Consider the following 14,855-nt stretch of genomic DNA (forward strand, 5'->3'; position numbering starts at 1 on the left):
AGAATTCACTATGCCTTATAGGCTTCATGTACGCCTTACTCATCATGGTGATTGGAGTGTGGTGACGCGTAATTACCCTAATTTGAGTGTGGTTGGTTTATCGTCTTATGTTGTTAAGCCTAGTGAACTTACCCTCGAGGTTGTTGCTGTTCATGGCTTGGATTCCTCATTAATTAAGGATTTTATCAATGCATTGAGGAGTGGGCTTGGTAACGTTTTCAGTGTGCTTTATGTTAATAATGTTTCACGGAGGTACTATGAGGTTGCCTTCCTAAGTGAATATAATGGTGTTTTAAAGTATGAGTTAATTAATGCCGGCTGCTTAACTGTTCAGTCGCGTGTTCATAATGGCGTTAAGGAATTCACAGCATACTTCACTGATAAGTCCACTGCTGAGTCTGCCTGTGGGGCTCTTAAGAGCCGTGGTGATGTTGATTTAATTGAATGCACACCAATAAAGGTTAAGCATGAGTCGTTTAGTAATGGTTTAGCCTTAAGCACAATGTTAACGCATAGGGAGTTCCACGTTCTTAAGAGGGCCTATGAGGCAGGCTTCTTCAATGGCACTAGGGGTATTGAGTTGGGTGATTTAGCTAGGGAGTTTGGGCTATCTAAATCAACGGTTAGCCATCACCTTAGGTCAGCGATTAGGAAGGTTCTTAGATTATACTTAAGTAGGGTGAATGATGGTGAGTATTGAGTCATTGGTTTAGGAAGTACCAGCCCTCCTTAGTCCTCTCATTCCACTTAACGTTAAGTGGTAGGGCATAACCGTAAACTATTGAACCCTTCCATACGCTAAACTGTGGGTCATTGACCAGCCTAACATTAACCCTCTCCGCTAATTCTGGGGATAATTTACTCATCATTATTTTAACCTTCTCAGGGCTTGTTACTGCAACATCCCTAAGGCCCTCCTGTGGTGCCTTCCAGTTGAAGGAGCCGCCGCTTAATATTATGTTTTCAAGTACCTTATCCTGAATCTCCACTGGCGTCCTCCTAACACTACTTATTACTGCGTCTGATATGCTCATTTCACCGTGGAATACCATGTCCCCAACAGTCACGTCCTCTATCGTTAACCTACCCTGCTGGGTATAGCTCCTGAATATTTCATGGTTTGGGTTAAAGAGTATTTCCCCTATTAGGAACCTCATCCAGGAGTACTCCTTAAGCTCAATGGTAACCAGTGGATTAACCTTAACTGATACCGCATACTTACCCGGCTCCTTTTTAGCCTTATTAATGGCTTCATCAAGGTCCCTTGGGATTAAGCCAGCCTCCCTCTTAACAACCTCAACAACATAATCATCCTTAGCCAAGTCACCGTAGCCAGCGTCCTTAAGCACTTCCCTGGTTATTGCATTAGCCTCAGCCCCACCCCTATTCAAGGCCACTATACCATCCCTAATTGGCCCATAGCTTATTGGAACAACCTGGGTATTACCGTGCCCAGCCTCAATAACTATGCATGTAACGGCCTTCTCAGCTATGGCCACTGCGAAGGGTTGGTCAATGACGGTCACAGCCCTAACCGCATTACCACCCAACTCCCTATTAACGTCATCATGCAGTTCAACGAACCTCTCCTTCATGTAGTCCGGGGCCAATGCCGATAACGCAGCCACCACTAGGAAGCCCCTATAGTCACTCTGCCTAACGGCCTCACCGTGGAATTGAGCAATAGTGAACCTAGTCATCTCCCTCACAACCCTCCAAGCATCCTCATCCTCCCTCCTCACTATTCCATCATGCAGGGGGTACTTGAGATTCCTTATTGCATCCCTAAGTGAACTAAGGTACTTTGATACTTCATCACCAACCACAACACCCCTACTTAAAACATCCCTAGGAATAAGGAGCTTCATGCTTTCAGGCAGGTCCCTAAGCAATAGACCCCTACTGGGCATAACCCTCGGTACCTCACCCAGGGTTATTGGGCCATACTTAAAGTAGCCTGTACCGTAGTCCTCAGCGTAGACAAACCTCGCCTTATATTTAACATCCTCCACAACTGCGACTACGCATACTCCTTAAAAACAATTATGCTCACTACCGGCTCATGCATGAGGGTAGGAGGCTTGGAGCCTAGTGCTATAATTTATAAAAGGCTCCTGCGCTCGGCTGATCAGTGATGGGCTTGGTTAAGGTGTATAGTGTTTCAGGGTGGTTTAAGGATAGGAGTAACGTGTGGAGGAAGTTCAGGATTGAGGTCACTGCCATTAATGAAGGTGATGCCAGGGAGAAGGTTTACACTAGGATTGGTGGAGGCCATAAGGTTCCCAGGAATTTAATTAAGGTGGAGTCAATTACTGAGGTTAACCCCAGTGAGGTTAAGGACCGTTACATTAAGCAGCTCCTAAGCCTTGATAAACTGGTGACGTGGTGAATATGAGTGAGGGTAGGAGGCTAGTTATAACGCAGGATCAGTTAGAGGAGCTGGCTGAGCGGTATAATGAGTTAGTTAACCTAGTTAACACGCTGTCCCAGAACTTAACTGTACTTAACATGACTATTAATGAATTGAATAACGCTAAGGCCGTCCTTGAGCAGTTGAGTAAGGGGGTTGTTAGTGACTCATACGTCACAATAGGTGGTGGGATTTATGTTAAGGCTGAGGCTAAGGATACTGCTAAGGCTCTTGTGGATATTGGGGAGGGTTACGTGGCTGAAATGCCCATACCCCAGGCCATTGAGTTAATAAACGGTAGGTTGAATGAACTTAATGCCGCCAAGGGGAAGCTTGAGCAGGAGTTGGCTCAGGCAATTAGGAGTAGTAGTGAGGTGAGGGATTTATTAACAGTCATATACTCATCCCTAGCCCGTTCACAGGGTGGCGCGGTAGGGCCTAAGGCGGGTCCGTAACCATGTTTAATAGGCTTAAGTCAGCGTTCTCAAGCCTAGTGAAGGCTATTGGTGATGCAGTAACTCAAAGGGAATTAACTGAGGATGATGTTAATAAGCTCCTGGGGGAATTTGAGGAGAGGCTAATAGAGTATGATGTAGCCTTCGACACTGCTGAGGCATTAATCAATGAACTTAAGGCTAAGTTAATAGGCGTTAAGGTGCCTAGGTTTAGTAATGATGATTACATTAAGGTATTAGTAAGGGATGCATTAATGAACCTACTATCAAACATTCCCGACGTAGACTTCGATGAATTCATTAAAGGCGTTAAGAAGAGGCCAATAATACTCCTCTTCCTAGGGCCAAATGGCTACGGTAAAACAACTACAATAGCTAAGTTAACTAATATGCTTCTTAAGAGGGGCATGAGTGTAGTCTGGGCTGCCGCAGACACCTATAGGGCTGGTGCAGTTGAGCAGTTGGAGGGGCATGCAGCTAAGCTTGGGGTAAGGGTCATAAAGCACCCATATGGCTCCGACCCAGCCTCAGTAGCATATGATGCAATAGAGCATGCTAAGGCTAGGGGTATTAGCGTCGTAATGATTGATACAGCTGGCAGAATGCACACTGATAGGAACCTAATGGAGGAGCTTAGGAAGGTTTACAGGGTTTCATCACCAGACGCCTCAATATTCATAGTTGACGCATTAATGGGTAATGATGCGGTTGATGTTGCTAGGACGTACAGTAAGTACATACCCATTGACTTCGTAGTGGTTACTAAGGTTGACGCCTACGTTAAGGGTGGTGTAATACTAACCCTGCTTTATGAACTTAAGAAGCCAATAATCTTCCTAGGTACAGGGCAGGGCTACAATGACTTAGCTAAATTCAATAAACTGGACTTCATAAATAAACTACTGGAGTAATGGTTTATTTAATTACATCGCTGTGGGAAATCATTAATAATTATTCGAATAATATAAATGCCCATTAATATAATTATAGGGCTTTATATTTAATTACTTAAACATCACAAATCAACGCACATTATGTAGTTTACGGTAAATTTAAAAACTCATCGTATACGTAATAGTATGAACTCTACTTCTGGGAATGAGGTTAGGCTTGGTTTTGTGGGTGCTGGTAGGCGTGGTAGGGAGCTTATGGCTGCTGCTAAGGGGGCTGGGGCTGAGCTTATTGCTGCCGCTGATGTTAGTGAAGCCGCCTTAAGGGAGGCCGCCGGTAAGTTTAATGTTAGGGTTTATACTGATGTTGATGAGATGCTTAATAGGGAGGAGCTTAATGCTGTTGTTGTCTCAACGCCAATTAGGCTCCACGTTAACCACATTATGATGGCCCTTGATCATGGGTTAGATGTGCTTGTTGAGAAGCCTGTAACCTTAAGCATTAATGAGGCTAATGAATTACTTAAGAGGGTTAAGGTGAGTGACCGTATTGTGGTTGTTGGCTTCCAGAATAGGTACTCTGAGGCTGTTAATGGGGTTAGGGGTATTATTAATGATTGCCGTAAATCAATGTTCGCAGGCTACTGGTACTGGACAATACCACCAATACCTTGGTTTAGGCGTAGGAGTGAGACTGGTGGGCAGGTTGTTGAGCAGGTTATACACATGATTGACTTGGCCAGGTACCTCATGGGTGATGTTCAATCAGTCTACGCATCCTACACTGAGGCTGGTAGGGATACTGAGGAGGATAGGGGGTTGGGTTTTGAGAATTGGGCAAGCTACAGCCTAACAATGGTGTTTAAGAGTGGTGCAGTTGGGTCAATACACAGCACCTATGCACTATACCCTGAGCTTGGGAGGGAGTTACCGTTAGTTGGCTTTGATGTGGTGTGTAGGGAGGAGTTAATTAGGTTCACTGGCTTTAATGAGGCTAAGGTGTATAGGAGGGGTGGGGAGGCTATTACCTTTAAGTCATCAATAGACTCAACGGTTAACATGTTTAAGGCCTTTATTCAAGCGGTATTAACTAGGGATAAGGGGATTGTACCCACAGTGTATGAGGATGCGTATTGGAGTAATGTAGTTGCATTAGCGGCCAATGAATCAGCATTAACTGGTAGGGTTATTAACGTTAATGATTACGCATTGAGGTGAGTTGAGTGCGTATTGCCACTGACCTATGGCATAGGAGGGGCTCCTCAATAGTTGATGAGCTTAAGTTAATTAAGGATGCTGGCTTTGATGGTGTTGAATTCACCTTCTCCGAGGCTAATGAGGCATTACCCAATGTCTCAGATAGGGGTTACTTGAGGATTGAGCACATTAATGATGATGTTGAGGCACTCCGTAAGGCTAGTAGTGGTGTTGGGCTTGAGGTTCATTCAGTTAGGAGTGGGCTGCTTTGGAGGTACCCATTAACTTCACTTGATTCAGCAGTTAGGGGTAAGGCAATTGACTTAGTTAGGAGGGAACTTGAGGCATGCCACCGCCTGGGTGCATCAGCCTTACTAATAGTTCCAGGTGTCGTTAATGAGGATACACCATACGATAAAGCCTATGAGTTGGCTCAAGGGGCCTTAAGGGGCTTAATTAAGGATGCTGAGGATTTAGGCGTTAGCCTAGCCATTGAGAATGTCTGCAATAACTTCCTTCAAAGCCCCCTCGAGTTCGCTAGGTTCATTGATGAGTTAGCCTCACCAATGGTTGGGGCTTACTTGGATGTTGGTAATGTAATGGATTGTAGGCTTGGCTACCCACAGCATTGGGTTAGGGTACTGGGTGGTAGGGTTAAGAGGGTTCACATTAAGGATTACAGCCTTGGGTTAAGGGGTATTGTTGACTTATTTAACGGTGATGTTAATTGGCCTGCAGTCATGGGGGCTTTAAGGGATGTTGGCTATAATGGCTACTTAACGGCTGAACTTCACCCATTTAATGCAGCCTATGAGCTTTACTTTAAGCAGTTGGCTGAGAGGATGAGGCTCCTCTTAAGGCTTTAGGTGGTTTCCATGGGTAGGGTTATTGGTGTTGGTTTAATTGGGCATGGATTCATGGGTAGGGCTCATAGCCTAGCATGGAGGAATATTACATTATTCACTGATAGCCCAATAACCCCAGTGCTTAAGGCTGTGGCTGGTAGGAGGGAGGATGCTGTTAGGGAGTTTGCAGGTAGGTTTGGGTTTGAGAAGTATTACACTGATTATAGGCTCATGATTAAGGACCCTGGCATTGAGGTTATTGATAATGTTGCGCCAAATTACATGCATAAGGAGCCTACCATTGAGGCCATTGAGGCTGGTAAGCATGTTATTGTTGAGAAGCCCCCAGCCTTAAGTGCAGGGGAGGCTTATGAGATGTATAAGGCTGCTGAGAGGGCTAATGTAATCAACATGATTGCCTTCAATTATAGGTTTGTACCAGCCATTATTCTAGCTAGGCAATTAATTAGTAGTGGGAGGTTGGGTAGGATATATCATTTTAGGGCATTCTACCTCCAACAAAGCCTAGCTAACCCAAGCACCCCAATGACTTGGAGGCTTAGGCGTGAGTACGCTGGCTTCGGTACATTAGCTGACTTAGGCAGCCACGTGATTGACTTAGCAAGGTACCTTATTGGTGAGGTTAATGAGGTTAATGGGGTATTATACACGTTTAATAGGCTTAGGTTGAATCCAGCCAGTGGTGTTAGTGAGGAGGTTAATGTTGATGAGGGGTTCACTGCAATGGTTAAGTTCAGTAATGGTGCTGTTGGAGTCATTGAAGCCTCTAAACTGGCCACCGGCCACTTTAATTCACTAATAATTGAGGTTAATGGTAGTGAGGGCTCAATTAGGTTTAACCTAGAGAGGATTAATGAGCTTGAAGTCTACTTCACCAGTGATGGTGAGTTAAGCGGCTTTAGGAGCATCCTAGTGACTCAGGGGAGCCACCCATTTATTAAATTCTGGTGGCCGCCTGGGCATGTATTGGGTTGGGAGCACACGTTCACTCATGAAATATACCACTTCCTAACTAGGCTTAATGAGGGTAGGAGCATAGTACCTGAGGCTGCTGATTTTAAGGATGGTTGGAGGGTTATGAGTATTATTGAGGCCATTGCCAAATCCTCTGAGGAGGGGAATTGGGTTACAGTCCCCTAATCCCCGAAGAACCCCCTTAAATACTCATTATAGTACTTGGTGAAGAATTTCAAGTCAATTAATGGGTCTGATTCAGGATCCTCATACTCCACAGTAACCCAACCATTGAAGCCATTATCCTTAAGTATGCTTAAAATCCTCCCAATATCCAACCTCCCCCTACCTGGAACCTTAAACCTACCGGCGACTTCACTCCAATTCCCAGCTGGCTTAAGGGGGTTTGAATCATCTTTAAGGTGAATATAACTAATCCTACTAACCCACTTACTTAAGAATTCATAGACATTAATGCCGGCTGCAGATAAGTGGCCTATGTCTGGGAATAATTGGAGTTTAGGTGTGGTTAGCTTCATGAGTAGGTTAATCTCATCCTCATTCTGAATAATCGTACCCCAGTGATTATGTACGCCTAATTTAACATCCCCAGCCTCATCAATAATCCTATTAATCACCTCAGCCATAGCCTCAATATACTTCCCCTTATTATCATCAAAAAGCCTAAACCTAGGCGGCGGCCCAATAATAATATTGCCTGCATTAAGCCTACTAAGCCTATCCCTAATGGCCTCAAACTCCCTCACTATGAATTCATGCTCCTCCCTAAGGTGGAACTTAGCCGACCAGTAGGCGCCTGCAAGCTTAAGGTTAAGCCTACTCAACCTACGCCCAAACTCCTCAACACTACCGAAGGCCATTAAGTGGGCTTGATTAACCTCAACACCCTCAAATGGGCTTAGGTAAAGCACGGCAAGAGCCTCACCAAGGCTCATTAACCCACCCCTAACCAAACTAGCCCCAACCTGAATACCCAAATGCATGCTAAGTAACTGCCCCAGCCTTTAATAAAACTTATATCACTGGGTCTTAGGTTTAATTAAATCCCTTATCTTCACTCCTGTTGGTGAGATGGCTGTTAAGCCACCATCAATGAATACTGCTGTACCAGTCATGTAGCTGGCAGCCTTAGATGATAAGAATAACACCACTTTAGCAACCTCTTCAGGCTTACCGAACCTACCCATTGGTATTGCCTCGGAGATTACACTATAGGCATGCTCCCAGCTCCCGCCTGGGTCTAGGCTACTTGACTTAACCCTATTAAGCGGCGTATCAATGGCTCCTGGGGCCACTGCAATAACCCTGATGCCGTATTTAGCTAGGTCAAGGGCCATGACCCTTGTTAAGCCTATTTCAGCAGCCTTAGTGACACTGTAGGCTCCGGTTGTTGGTTCACATTCAACCCCCTGCACTGATGAAATGTTAATAATTACCTTCCCCTCACCCTTAAGTATTAATGGCAGTAGTTCCTTAGCCAACATGTAGTATGCATTCAAGTTAACCTCAATAAGTCTCCTCCAAGTCTCATAATCATAATCCTCAAATGGCTTATCAACCTCAATTGATGCATTATTAACCAGTACATCAAGCCTACCACACTTCTCCTCAATTAAATTCCTCAACTTAGCTACATTACCCCTATCCGCCACGTCACCAAGGAATAGAATGGGTTCAATACCCTTACCCTTAAGGTAATTTAAGGCATTATCAGCCACCTCCCTCCTCACACCATTCACAATAACCCTAGCACCAGCCTCACCAAACTCCTCAGCAATAGCTAAACCAATACCCTCAGTGGAACCTGATATGAAGATGCACCAGCCCTTAAAGTTGAAGTTAACTTCACCAGTCATACTAACACTCAATACACTTCCCTTATTAAGTTTAGGCACCATAATGTTTAAAGCTTAATAACTTAATTAAGCGGACTCACGCATGCCTGAAACAATACTGGTTACCGGCGCCAGTGGTCAAGTTGGTGGCTTCACTGTTGAGGAGTTAATTAACATGGGTTATAGGGTTATAGCTCTTGACGTTAGGTTTAGTGATGAATTGATGAAATTAAGGGGGCCTAACCTTGAATTAATTAACATTGATTTAATTGACTTCGATGAATTAATCAGCGTTATTAAAAGGTTTAATATTAGTAGGATTATTCACTTAGCTGCAATGATACTACTTGAATCAAGGAATAGGCCCCTTAAGGCTGCGAAGGTTAACATAATTGGCACCCTAAATGTTTTCGAGGCTGCTAGGTTAATGGACCTTGAACGCGTCGTTTACGCCAGCTCAGAGTCAGTGTATGGTTCACCATCAGTTTACGGTAAGGGCATTGTTAATGAGGATGACTACCCCCACACTCCCCCAGACCCATACCACGTTACTAAGTTGGCTGATGAATTATTCGGATCATACTACAGTGAAGCCTATGGCTTGAGTGTAATTGGGGGTAGGTTAACGACTGCATGGGGTCCAGGTAGATATGGTGGTTACACTGGGCAATTTAATAGCTTCCTAAGGGATGTGATAATTAAGGGTTATGGTAAAGTACCCCCAGACTTCGCCTACAGTGGGGCTAAGTATAGGTGGCTTTATGTTAGGGATGCCGCCAGGGCCTTCATTCACCTAGCCCTAGTGGATAAGGCTAAGGTTAGGAGGCCAGTCTATAATACCGGCTCAATGAAGCCATTCACGGTAATTGACGTTATTAATACCATTAGGGAACTAATACCGAATGCTAAGATTGACTATGAACCATTAAGTAAACCCACTGAAACATCATCAAGGGTACCCGGCCCAGCAGGCCTAGATGTGGACTGTAGTAGGCTATATGATGAATTAGGCTTCAGTGAGAAGTATGGTTTAAGGGGAGGGTTAAAGGACATGATAGAGTACGAGAGGGCGAGGGCTAAGTGAACTTAACATATGGTATTACTATTAACACTATAGCACTGATGCAAGGAACTTAAGGTACTTAAGGATTTTAATCATTAATGCTAAGGGAAAATTTAAAATACATACCATAATGCACCATTGTGAGTTTAAGGTTCTTCAGTATTAGTGAGAGGGGGAGTAATGTTAGGAGGGAAGCCTTGGCTGGGTTAACGACATTCCTATCAATGGCCTACATACTTATTGTTAATCCATCAATATTAACCACGGGCTTCGAGATTGCACTAAGTGCTGCAACACATACTTCATTACCGGCTGTTGAGGCAGCTTACGCAGGTTTAATACTTAATGTTAAGTTGAGCTTCACTGTGGCCACAGCATTGGCGGCGGCTGTAGCAACACTCATCATGGGGCTCTACGCCAATATGCCCTTTGGTTTAGCCCCAGGTATGGGTGAAAACTCGTTTATAGCATTCTCGGTAATACCACTATTCACTGAGATTCTAATTAATAAGGGTCATTTAACCGGCGTTAATGCTGCGCTTTTTGGAGTATACTTAGCATTAATATCAGTCCTATTTAATGGAATACTATTCCTAGTGTTCTCCATTGGTAAGCTTAGGGAAGCTATAATAAATTCCATTCCTGAAAAACTTAGGTTAGGTATAGCTATAGGGATTGGCTTATTCATAGCCTTCATAGGCTTCTCATCAGCTGGAATAGTGACTGCAGGAATACCTGGTGCAACACCAGTTCAATTAAATACTAAGGCTTTTTCACAATTACCACTATACCTAGCCTTAGCAGGCTTCATAATAGCCGCCGCCCTATACTTATTAAGGATTACTGGGAGTTTCCTAATTTCAATAATGGTCATATCGATAGTGGGTGCTGCTTTAGGCTACGTTAGGCCTGAGGTGTTTTTAATAACTAGGATGCCCCTAATGACTTCGATAGTTAATAGTATTCCCAATTCATTTTACCTATACTTCACTTTATTCGGCTTAGGATTCCCAATAGCCTTCTCATTATTCATAGTTGACTTCTTCGATGGCATAGGTACAATAACTGGGCTTTCCATTAAGGCTAATTTAGTTAAGGATGGGAGGATTATTAATGTTAATAGAGCGTTAATAAGCGATTCACTGGCGTCAATAATCGCACCATTCATAGGCACATCAACCACAGTGGTTTACATTGAAAGCTCAACAGGCATAGAATCTGGCGGTAGAACTGGGTTAACTGCACTTACCATAGCCCTAATGTTCCTGGTCTCAATACCATTCGCACCACTCATGGCATCAATCCCCTCATTCGCAACTGCGGGAGTATTAATAATGGTTGGCTTACTATTCCTCTCAATGGCCTCTGAACTTAAGTTAAGTGATGACTTAAGTGAACTTATACCAGCCTTCTTAGCCATAATATCAATACCCTTCACCTACAGTATAACCACAGGTATTGGTTTAGCGGTCTTAACCTACGTAGCATTAAAGATACTGGTAGGTAGGTATAAGGAAGTCACATGGGGGATGAGTCTTGTGGCTGCATTATTTATAGTATACTTCACACTAGTAGCCATCATGGGTGTTTAAACCTCATGTATCAAACCATAAGTCTCATCCTCAGGGCTTGAGGCAGCTACTGGTAATCTCACTATATTTAAAGTTACCCATAATGCAGCTGAGTTGGGATGAGTTAAGTGTAGGCGCAATATTTTTATATAGTACTAATGAAATTGTCTGAATGCAGGAAAAAACAGAGGTTAATGGCATACAGCCTTTAAGGGCCTTAGGCATGATGATTAATAAGAACGTAGTTGTTAAGCTTAAGGCAGGTAGGGTCCTTAGCGGTACTTTAAGGTTCATAGACCAATGCATGAACATAGTGCTTGATGAAGCTGAGGAATTAGATACAAGGACCAATCAAGTGATCGTTAGGTATGGTAAGGTACTAATAAGGGGAAATCAAGTGCTTTACGTATCTGTAAGAAATGAATTAGAGTGATCCACCATGGCCAGGAATATAGTAGTCTCAGGGGTAAGGAGGCCCTCAACTGAAGACCTACCAGTTGAGTTAGTTGAGAGGAAGGGGTTAGGGCACCCTGACTATATTGCTGATTCAATATCAGAATACGTCAGTAGGGAATTATCAAAATACTACATGGAGAACTTCGGCACAATACTTCACCATAATGTTGATAAGGTTCTAATAATTGGAGGTAATGCTCAAGTTAAATTCGGTGGAGGAGAGATAATAGAACCAATTAGGGTAATAGTATCGGGTAGAGCAACCACTGAAGTTAAGTCAAGCACTGGGGTGGTTAAGGTACCTATAGGTAGTATTATTTTATCAGCAGCGAGAAAATTCATTATAGATAACTTCAGGTTCCTTAACCCTGATCAACACCTTGTAATAGACTATAAAGTTGGGCAGGGATCAGTTGACTTGGTTGGTGTTTATGAACTTGGAGTATCAAGTGGCGGCGTACCACTTGCGAATGATACATCCATAGGGGTTGGTTTTGCACCATTAACAGTAACTGAGAGGCTTGTTTACGAAACTGAGAGGTTACTCAACTCAAGGGAGTTTAAGTCAAAGTACCCTGAGGTTGGTGAGGATGTTAAGGTAATGGGCCTTAGGCGGGGTAATAAAATAACACTCACTGTTGCTTCAGCCTTGGTTTCAAGGCTCATTAAGGATAAGGACCATTACATAAGCGTTAAGGAGGATGTTGTGAACGCCATCTACGATAATGCCGTTAAGCTGGCTAGCGGATATGAGGTGGAGGTTCATTTAAATACAGCCGATAATCCTGAACACGGAATATACTACCTCACGTACACTGGAACCTCAGCTGAACATGGGGATGATGGAATGACTGGTAGGGGTAATAGGGCTAATGGGTTAATAACGCCAATGAGGCCAATGTCCATGGAGGCTACCGCAGGTAAGAACCCTGTCTCACACATAGGTAAAATATACTATGTATTAGCCAACATAATAGCCAAGCGCATTCATGATGAGGTTAAGGGTGTTAAGGAGGCTTACGTTTACTTACTAAGCCAAATAGGTAAGCCCATTGATAACCCACTGATAGCTAATGTTGAGATAATTACTAATGAGGGTGAGGTAACTAATGAGATGAAGAGGGAAGCAGAAGCTATAACTGATGAGGAAATTAGTAGAGTAACTAGGTTAACAAGCATGTTCGTTAAGGGTGAAATAACGCCATTTTAAGATAAGCCAATATTTAAATACAAGATACAGTAATTTTTTCAGAAGGATTCAGGTTGAAAAACTTGGTGAGGAATCTTTATAAATGAGTTATCTTATATTAATAATCGGTGAATAACAATGAATACAGCATTTCAGGCGAGTAAATATGATTCATGGTTCCTAAATAACGTGAATGTACTTGAATCTGAAGTTCTACTAATTAAGTACATGCTTGAGCCTAATCCAGGTAGGGTACTTAGCGTTGGCTGTGGTTCAGGTTTATTTGAGTATATTTTAAGGACTAGATATGGATTAATTATCCAGGACTGCGTTGAGCCATCTGATGATATGGCTAAGGTAGCTGAGAGTAGGGGATTAAATGTTAAGATTGGGAGGGCTGAGGAATTACCGTTTAGTGATGGAGTTTTTGATACTGTTCTTCTTAATGGTGTACTTGATTACGTTAATGATGATGCTAAGGCAATTAAGGAGGCATATAGGGTTCTTAAACCAGGTGGCCATGTAATAGTGGCTGATGTTATAGCCGAGGGTGCTTATGGTATTCTCTATAAGCTGGCTGAACTATTGGGTAACTGGAATGACTCATACATATCACGAATTAGGCCTCCAAACCCTTACCCAATAGAGTATATTAAGCAGGCTAAGTGGCATACGGTCGATGAATTAATGAACTTAATTAAAGATGCAGGCTTCATTATAGTTAAGATTATGCAAACACTAACTAAGCACCCAAGGTACTCCAATAATAGTGTTGAATACCCAATTGATGGCTACGATAAGGGGGATTACGTTGCAGTAAAGGCTTGGAAACCCTAATAATATGGTTAAGCTGAAACTACACCATAATTTAATTTAGGCAAGGTCCATAAACCTAATACCCTTAAGAATGGGGTCAATAAGCCTATACCTACCTTCCCCATACTTCTCAATAAGGTTATATTTAATTAATGCAGTTAAGGCATTAGCTAAAACCCTATCATCCACCTCCTGCCTAATTAAGTAGGATACGTATGCCTTAATATCAATCCACCTATCCACATGCCTAAGCGCCTCAAGTACAGCCAAGTATAGCCTCCTATTAACTCTACCCTTCAGGAAATTATTAAGCTCACTTACCATTATTTTAGCACCATCCTCAATTACCCTATTTAACGCATCATCAATGGATAATCCCCTGACACCATGAAGATTACCAAACAATGTTAACCAACCGGTAATACCATCAAGCTCACTAATAACTCTCTCATACTCATTAAAGTTAACGCCTAATTCACTGAACCCCCTCATTAAGAATGCCTTAGATTGATCCTGAGTAAATGGCCTCAACTTAACTTCCACAGGTGGCCTACCATATAGAGGTGATGTGGAGGAAGGTTCAAGTAAGGCCTTTACTAAACCAACATAGGAGCCAGTTAATATGAAGTGAATCCTTGGGTTTGATGAATGGACATTACCCATTATTTTAAGTAATTGAGGTGATGCAGCCGCTAATTCCTGAACCTCATCTAATGCTATTACCGTATCCCTCTTAATTGATAATAAGTACTCAAGCAATGTAGTCATGGGTCTAGCCCCCCTCTTCACAGTTATACCCAAGGGCCCTATAGTTAAATTCACTGATGCGTCAATATCCTTAAATAACATACTCTTATTAGCCTCATTAATCATTAAGTGAAGAAGGGTTTTAAGTGAATTAACACCCTGCAGGTTAATGTACATGGCTCTAAACCCCTCTGAGGACAATTCGTTTAAAGCAACCTTAACAATACTTGTCTTACCAATCATCCTCTGCCCAGTAACTATAATCCAATTACCAGCATGAACCTGCCTCTTAATGTAATCAAGCTCCTCATCCCTACCGAATAATTCTCCTCTAGACTCCTTAGGATATAGGCTAAAAAGCATACCCTATTCAGTAACTGAATAC

General features: G+C 42.8%; 16 protein-coding genes. 12 read left to right on the forward strand and 4 right to left on the reverse strand.

Annotated elements, in window-relative coordinates:
• On the forward strand, positions 1-700 hold a 700-nt coding region (locus BP896_RS07030; RefSeq protein WP_291767052.1), incomplete at its 5' end, for a helix-turn-helix domain-containing protein.
• Position 701: 1 nt separating this feature from the next.
• Here BP896_RS07030 and BP896_RS07035 read toward each other — a convergent pair.
• Positions 702-2,012 (reverse strand): heat-shock protein Hsp70, encoded by a 1,311-nt coding sequence (locus tag BP896_RS07035; protein WP_291767053.1) that lies wholly within the window; start codon positions 2,010-2,012, stop codon positions 702-704.
• A gap of 122 nt (positions 2,013-2,134) precedes the next feature.
• Between BP896_RS07035 and rpl18a the strand changes: the two genes are divergently transcribed.
• From rpl18a to BP896_RS07065, 6 genes are all read left to right on the forward strand, one after another.
• A complete protein-coding gene (gene rpl18a, locus BP896_RS07040; protein ID WP_291767091.1) occupies positions 2,135-2,389 on the forward strand; it encodes a 50S ribosomal protein L18Ae in 255 nt (84 codons plus the stop codon).
• A 2-nt stretch (positions 2,390-2,391) separates the two neighbouring features.
• Positions 2,392-2,865 (forward strand): prefoldin subunit alpha, encoded by a 474-nt coding sequence (gene pfdA / locus BP896_RS07045; RefSeq protein ID WP_291767054.1) that lies wholly within the window; start codon positions 2,392-2,394, stop codon positions 2,863-2,865.
• A 2-nt stretch (positions 2,866-2,867) separates the two neighbouring features.
• Positions 2,868-3,776 carry a signal recognition particle-docking protein FtsY gene (gene ftsY, locus BP896_RS07050; RefSeq protein ID WP_291767056.1) on the forward strand — a complete coding sequence of 303 codons (909 nt, stop codon included), beginning with the start codon at positions 2,868-2,870 and terminating at the stop codon, positions 3,774-3,776.
• 168 nt (positions 3,777-3,944) lie between these two features.
• Positions 3,945-4,973: a Gfo/Idh/MocA family protein gene (locus BP896_RS07055; protein WP_291767057.1), complete on the forward strand. Its 1,029-nt coding sequence runs from the start codon at positions 3,945-3,947 to the stop codon at positions 4,971-4,973.
• 5 nt (positions 4,974-4,978) lie between these two features.
• Positions 4,979-5,818 carry a sugar phosphate isomerase/epimerase family protein gene (locus tag BP896_RS07060; RefSeq protein WP_291767058.1) on the forward strand — a complete coding sequence of 280 codons (840 nt, stop codon included), beginning with the start codon at positions 4,979-4,981 and terminating at the stop codon, positions 5,816-5,818.
• A gap of 9 nt (positions 5,819-5,827) precedes the next feature.
• Positions 5,828-6,958 (forward strand): Gfo/Idh/MocA family protein, encoded by a 1,131-nt coding sequence (locus tag BP896_RS07065; RefSeq protein ID WP_291767059.1) that lies wholly within the window; start codon positions 5,828-5,830, stop codon positions 6,956-6,958.
• On the opposite strand, the gene BP896_RS07070 is transcribed toward BP896_RS07065, so the two are convergent.
• A complete protein-coding gene (locus BP896_RS07070) occupies positions 6,955-7,776 on the reverse strand; it encodes a sugar phosphate isomerase/epimerase family protein (RefSeq protein ID WP_291767060.1) in 822 nt (273 codons plus the stop codon). The two genes, BP896_RS07065 and BP896_RS07070, sit on opposite strands and share 4 nt — an antisense overlap.
• A 36-nt stretch (positions 7,777-7,812) precedes the next feature.
• Positions 7,813-8,649: an SDR family NAD(P)-dependent oxidoreductase gene (locus BP896_RS07075; RefSeq protein WP_291767062.1), complete on the reverse strand. Its 837-nt coding sequence runs from the start codon at positions 8,647-8,649 to the stop codon at positions 7,813-7,815.
• A gap of 82 nt (positions 8,650-8,731) precedes the next feature.
• Between BP896_RS07075 and BP896_RS07080 the strand changes: the two genes are divergently transcribed.
• From BP896_RS07080 to BP896_RS07100, 5 genes are all read left to right on the forward strand, one after another.
• A complete protein-coding gene (locus tag BP896_RS07080) occupies positions 8,732-9,712 on the forward strand; it encodes an NAD-dependent epimerase/dehydratase family protein (RefSeq protein WP_291767064.1) in 981 nt (326 codons plus the stop codon).
• Positions 9,713-9,831: 119 nt separating this feature from the next.
• Positions 9,832-11,283 (forward strand): NCS2 family permease, encoded by a 1,452-nt coding sequence (locus tag BP896_RS07085; RefSeq protein ID WP_291767065.1) that lies wholly within the window; start codon positions 9,832-9,834, stop codon positions 11,281-11,283.
• A 151-nt stretch (positions 11,284-11,434) separates the two neighbouring features.
• Positions 11,435-11,695 carry a U6 snRNA-associated Sm-like protein LSm6 gene (locus tag BP896_RS07090; RefSeq protein WP_291767066.1) on the forward strand — a complete coding sequence of 87 codons (261 nt, stop codon included), beginning with the start codon at positions 11,435-11,437 and terminating at the stop codon, positions 11,693-11,695.
• Positions 11,696-11,701: 6 nt separating this feature from the next.
• On the forward strand, positions 11,702-12,928 hold the full coding sequence (locus BP896_RS07095; protein WP_291767070.1) for a methionine adenosyltransferase: 1,227 nt from the start codon (positions 11,702-11,704) through the stop codon (positions 12,926-12,928).
• A 117-nt stretch (positions 12,929-13,045) separates the two neighbouring features.
• Positions 13,046-13,744 (forward strand): class I SAM-dependent methyltransferase, encoded by a 699-nt coding sequence (locus BP896_RS07100; RefSeq protein ID WP_291767072.1) that lies wholly within the window; start codon positions 13,046-13,048, stop codon positions 13,742-13,744.
• 36 nt (positions 13,745-13,780) lie between these two features.
• Here BP896_RS07100 and BP896_RS07105 read toward each other — a convergent pair whose 3' ends face one another.
• Positions 13,781-14,833: an AAA family ATPase gene (locus BP896_RS07105; protein WP_291767074.1), complete on the reverse strand. Its 1,053-nt coding sequence runs from the start codon at positions 14,831-14,833 to the stop codon at positions 13,781-13,783.
• Between the last annotated feature and the right edge of the window lie 22 nt (positions 14,834-14,855).

Origin of the sequence: Caldivirga sp. UBA161 (assembly GCF_002506515.1) — an archaeon.
Classification (GTDB): domain Archaea; phylum Thermoproteota; class Thermoprotei; order Thermoproteales; family Thermocladiaceae; genus Caldivirga.

What these genes read in the sequence shown, in the direction of transcription:
- rpl18a (WP_291767091.1), top strand. Translation starts at nt 2,135, where the DNA reads ATGGGCTTGGTTAAGGTGTATAGTGTTTCAGGGTGGTTTAAGGATAGG.
- pfdA (WP_291767054.1), top strand. Translation starts at nt 2,392, where the DNA reads ATGAGTGAGGGTAGGAGGCTAGTTATAACGCAGGATCAGTTAGAGGAG.
- ftsY (WP_291767056.1), top strand. Translation starts at nt 2,868, where the DNA reads ATGTTTAATAGGCTTAAGTCAGCGTTCTCAAGCCTAGTGAAGGCTATT.
- BP896_RS07055 (WP_291767057.1), top strand. Translation starts at nt 3,945, where the DNA reads ATGAACTCTACTTCTGGGAATGAGGTTAGGCTTGGTTTTGTGGGTGCT.
- BP896_RS07065 (WP_291767059.1), top strand. Translation starts at nt 5,828, where the DNA reads ATGGGTAGGGTTATTGGTGTTGGTTTAATTGGGCATGGATTCATGGGT.
- BP896_RS07070 (WP_291767060.1), bottom strand. Translation starts at nt 7,776, where the DNA reads ATGCATTTGGGTATTCAGGTTGGGGCTAGTTTGGTTAGGGGTGGGTTA.
- BP896_RS07075 (WP_291767062.1), bottom strand. Translation starts at nt 8,649, where the DNA reads ATGACTGGTGAAGTTAACTTCAACTTTAAGGGCTGGTGCATCTTCATA.
- BP896_RS07080 (WP_291767064.1), top strand. Translation starts at nt 8,732, where the DNA reads ATGCCTGAAACAATACTGGTTACCGGCGCCAGTGGTCAAGTTGGTGGC.
- BP896_RS07090 (WP_291767066.1), top strand. Translation starts at nt 11,435, where the DNA reads ATGCAGGAAAAAACAGAGGTTAATGGCATACAGCCTTTAAGGGCCTTA.
- BP896_RS07095 (WP_291767070.1), top strand. Translation starts at nt 11,702, where the DNA reads ATGGCCAGGAATATAGTAGTCTCAGGGGTAAGGAGGCCCTCAACTGAA.
- BP896_RS07100 (WP_291767072.1), top strand. Translation starts at nt 13,046, where the DNA reads ATGAATACAGCATTTCAGGCGAGTAAATATGATTCATGGTTCCTAAAT.
- BP896_RS07105 (WP_291767074.1), bottom strand. Translation starts at nt 14,833, where the DNA reads ATGCTTTTTAGCCTATATCCTAAGGAGTCTAGAGGAGAATTATTCGGT.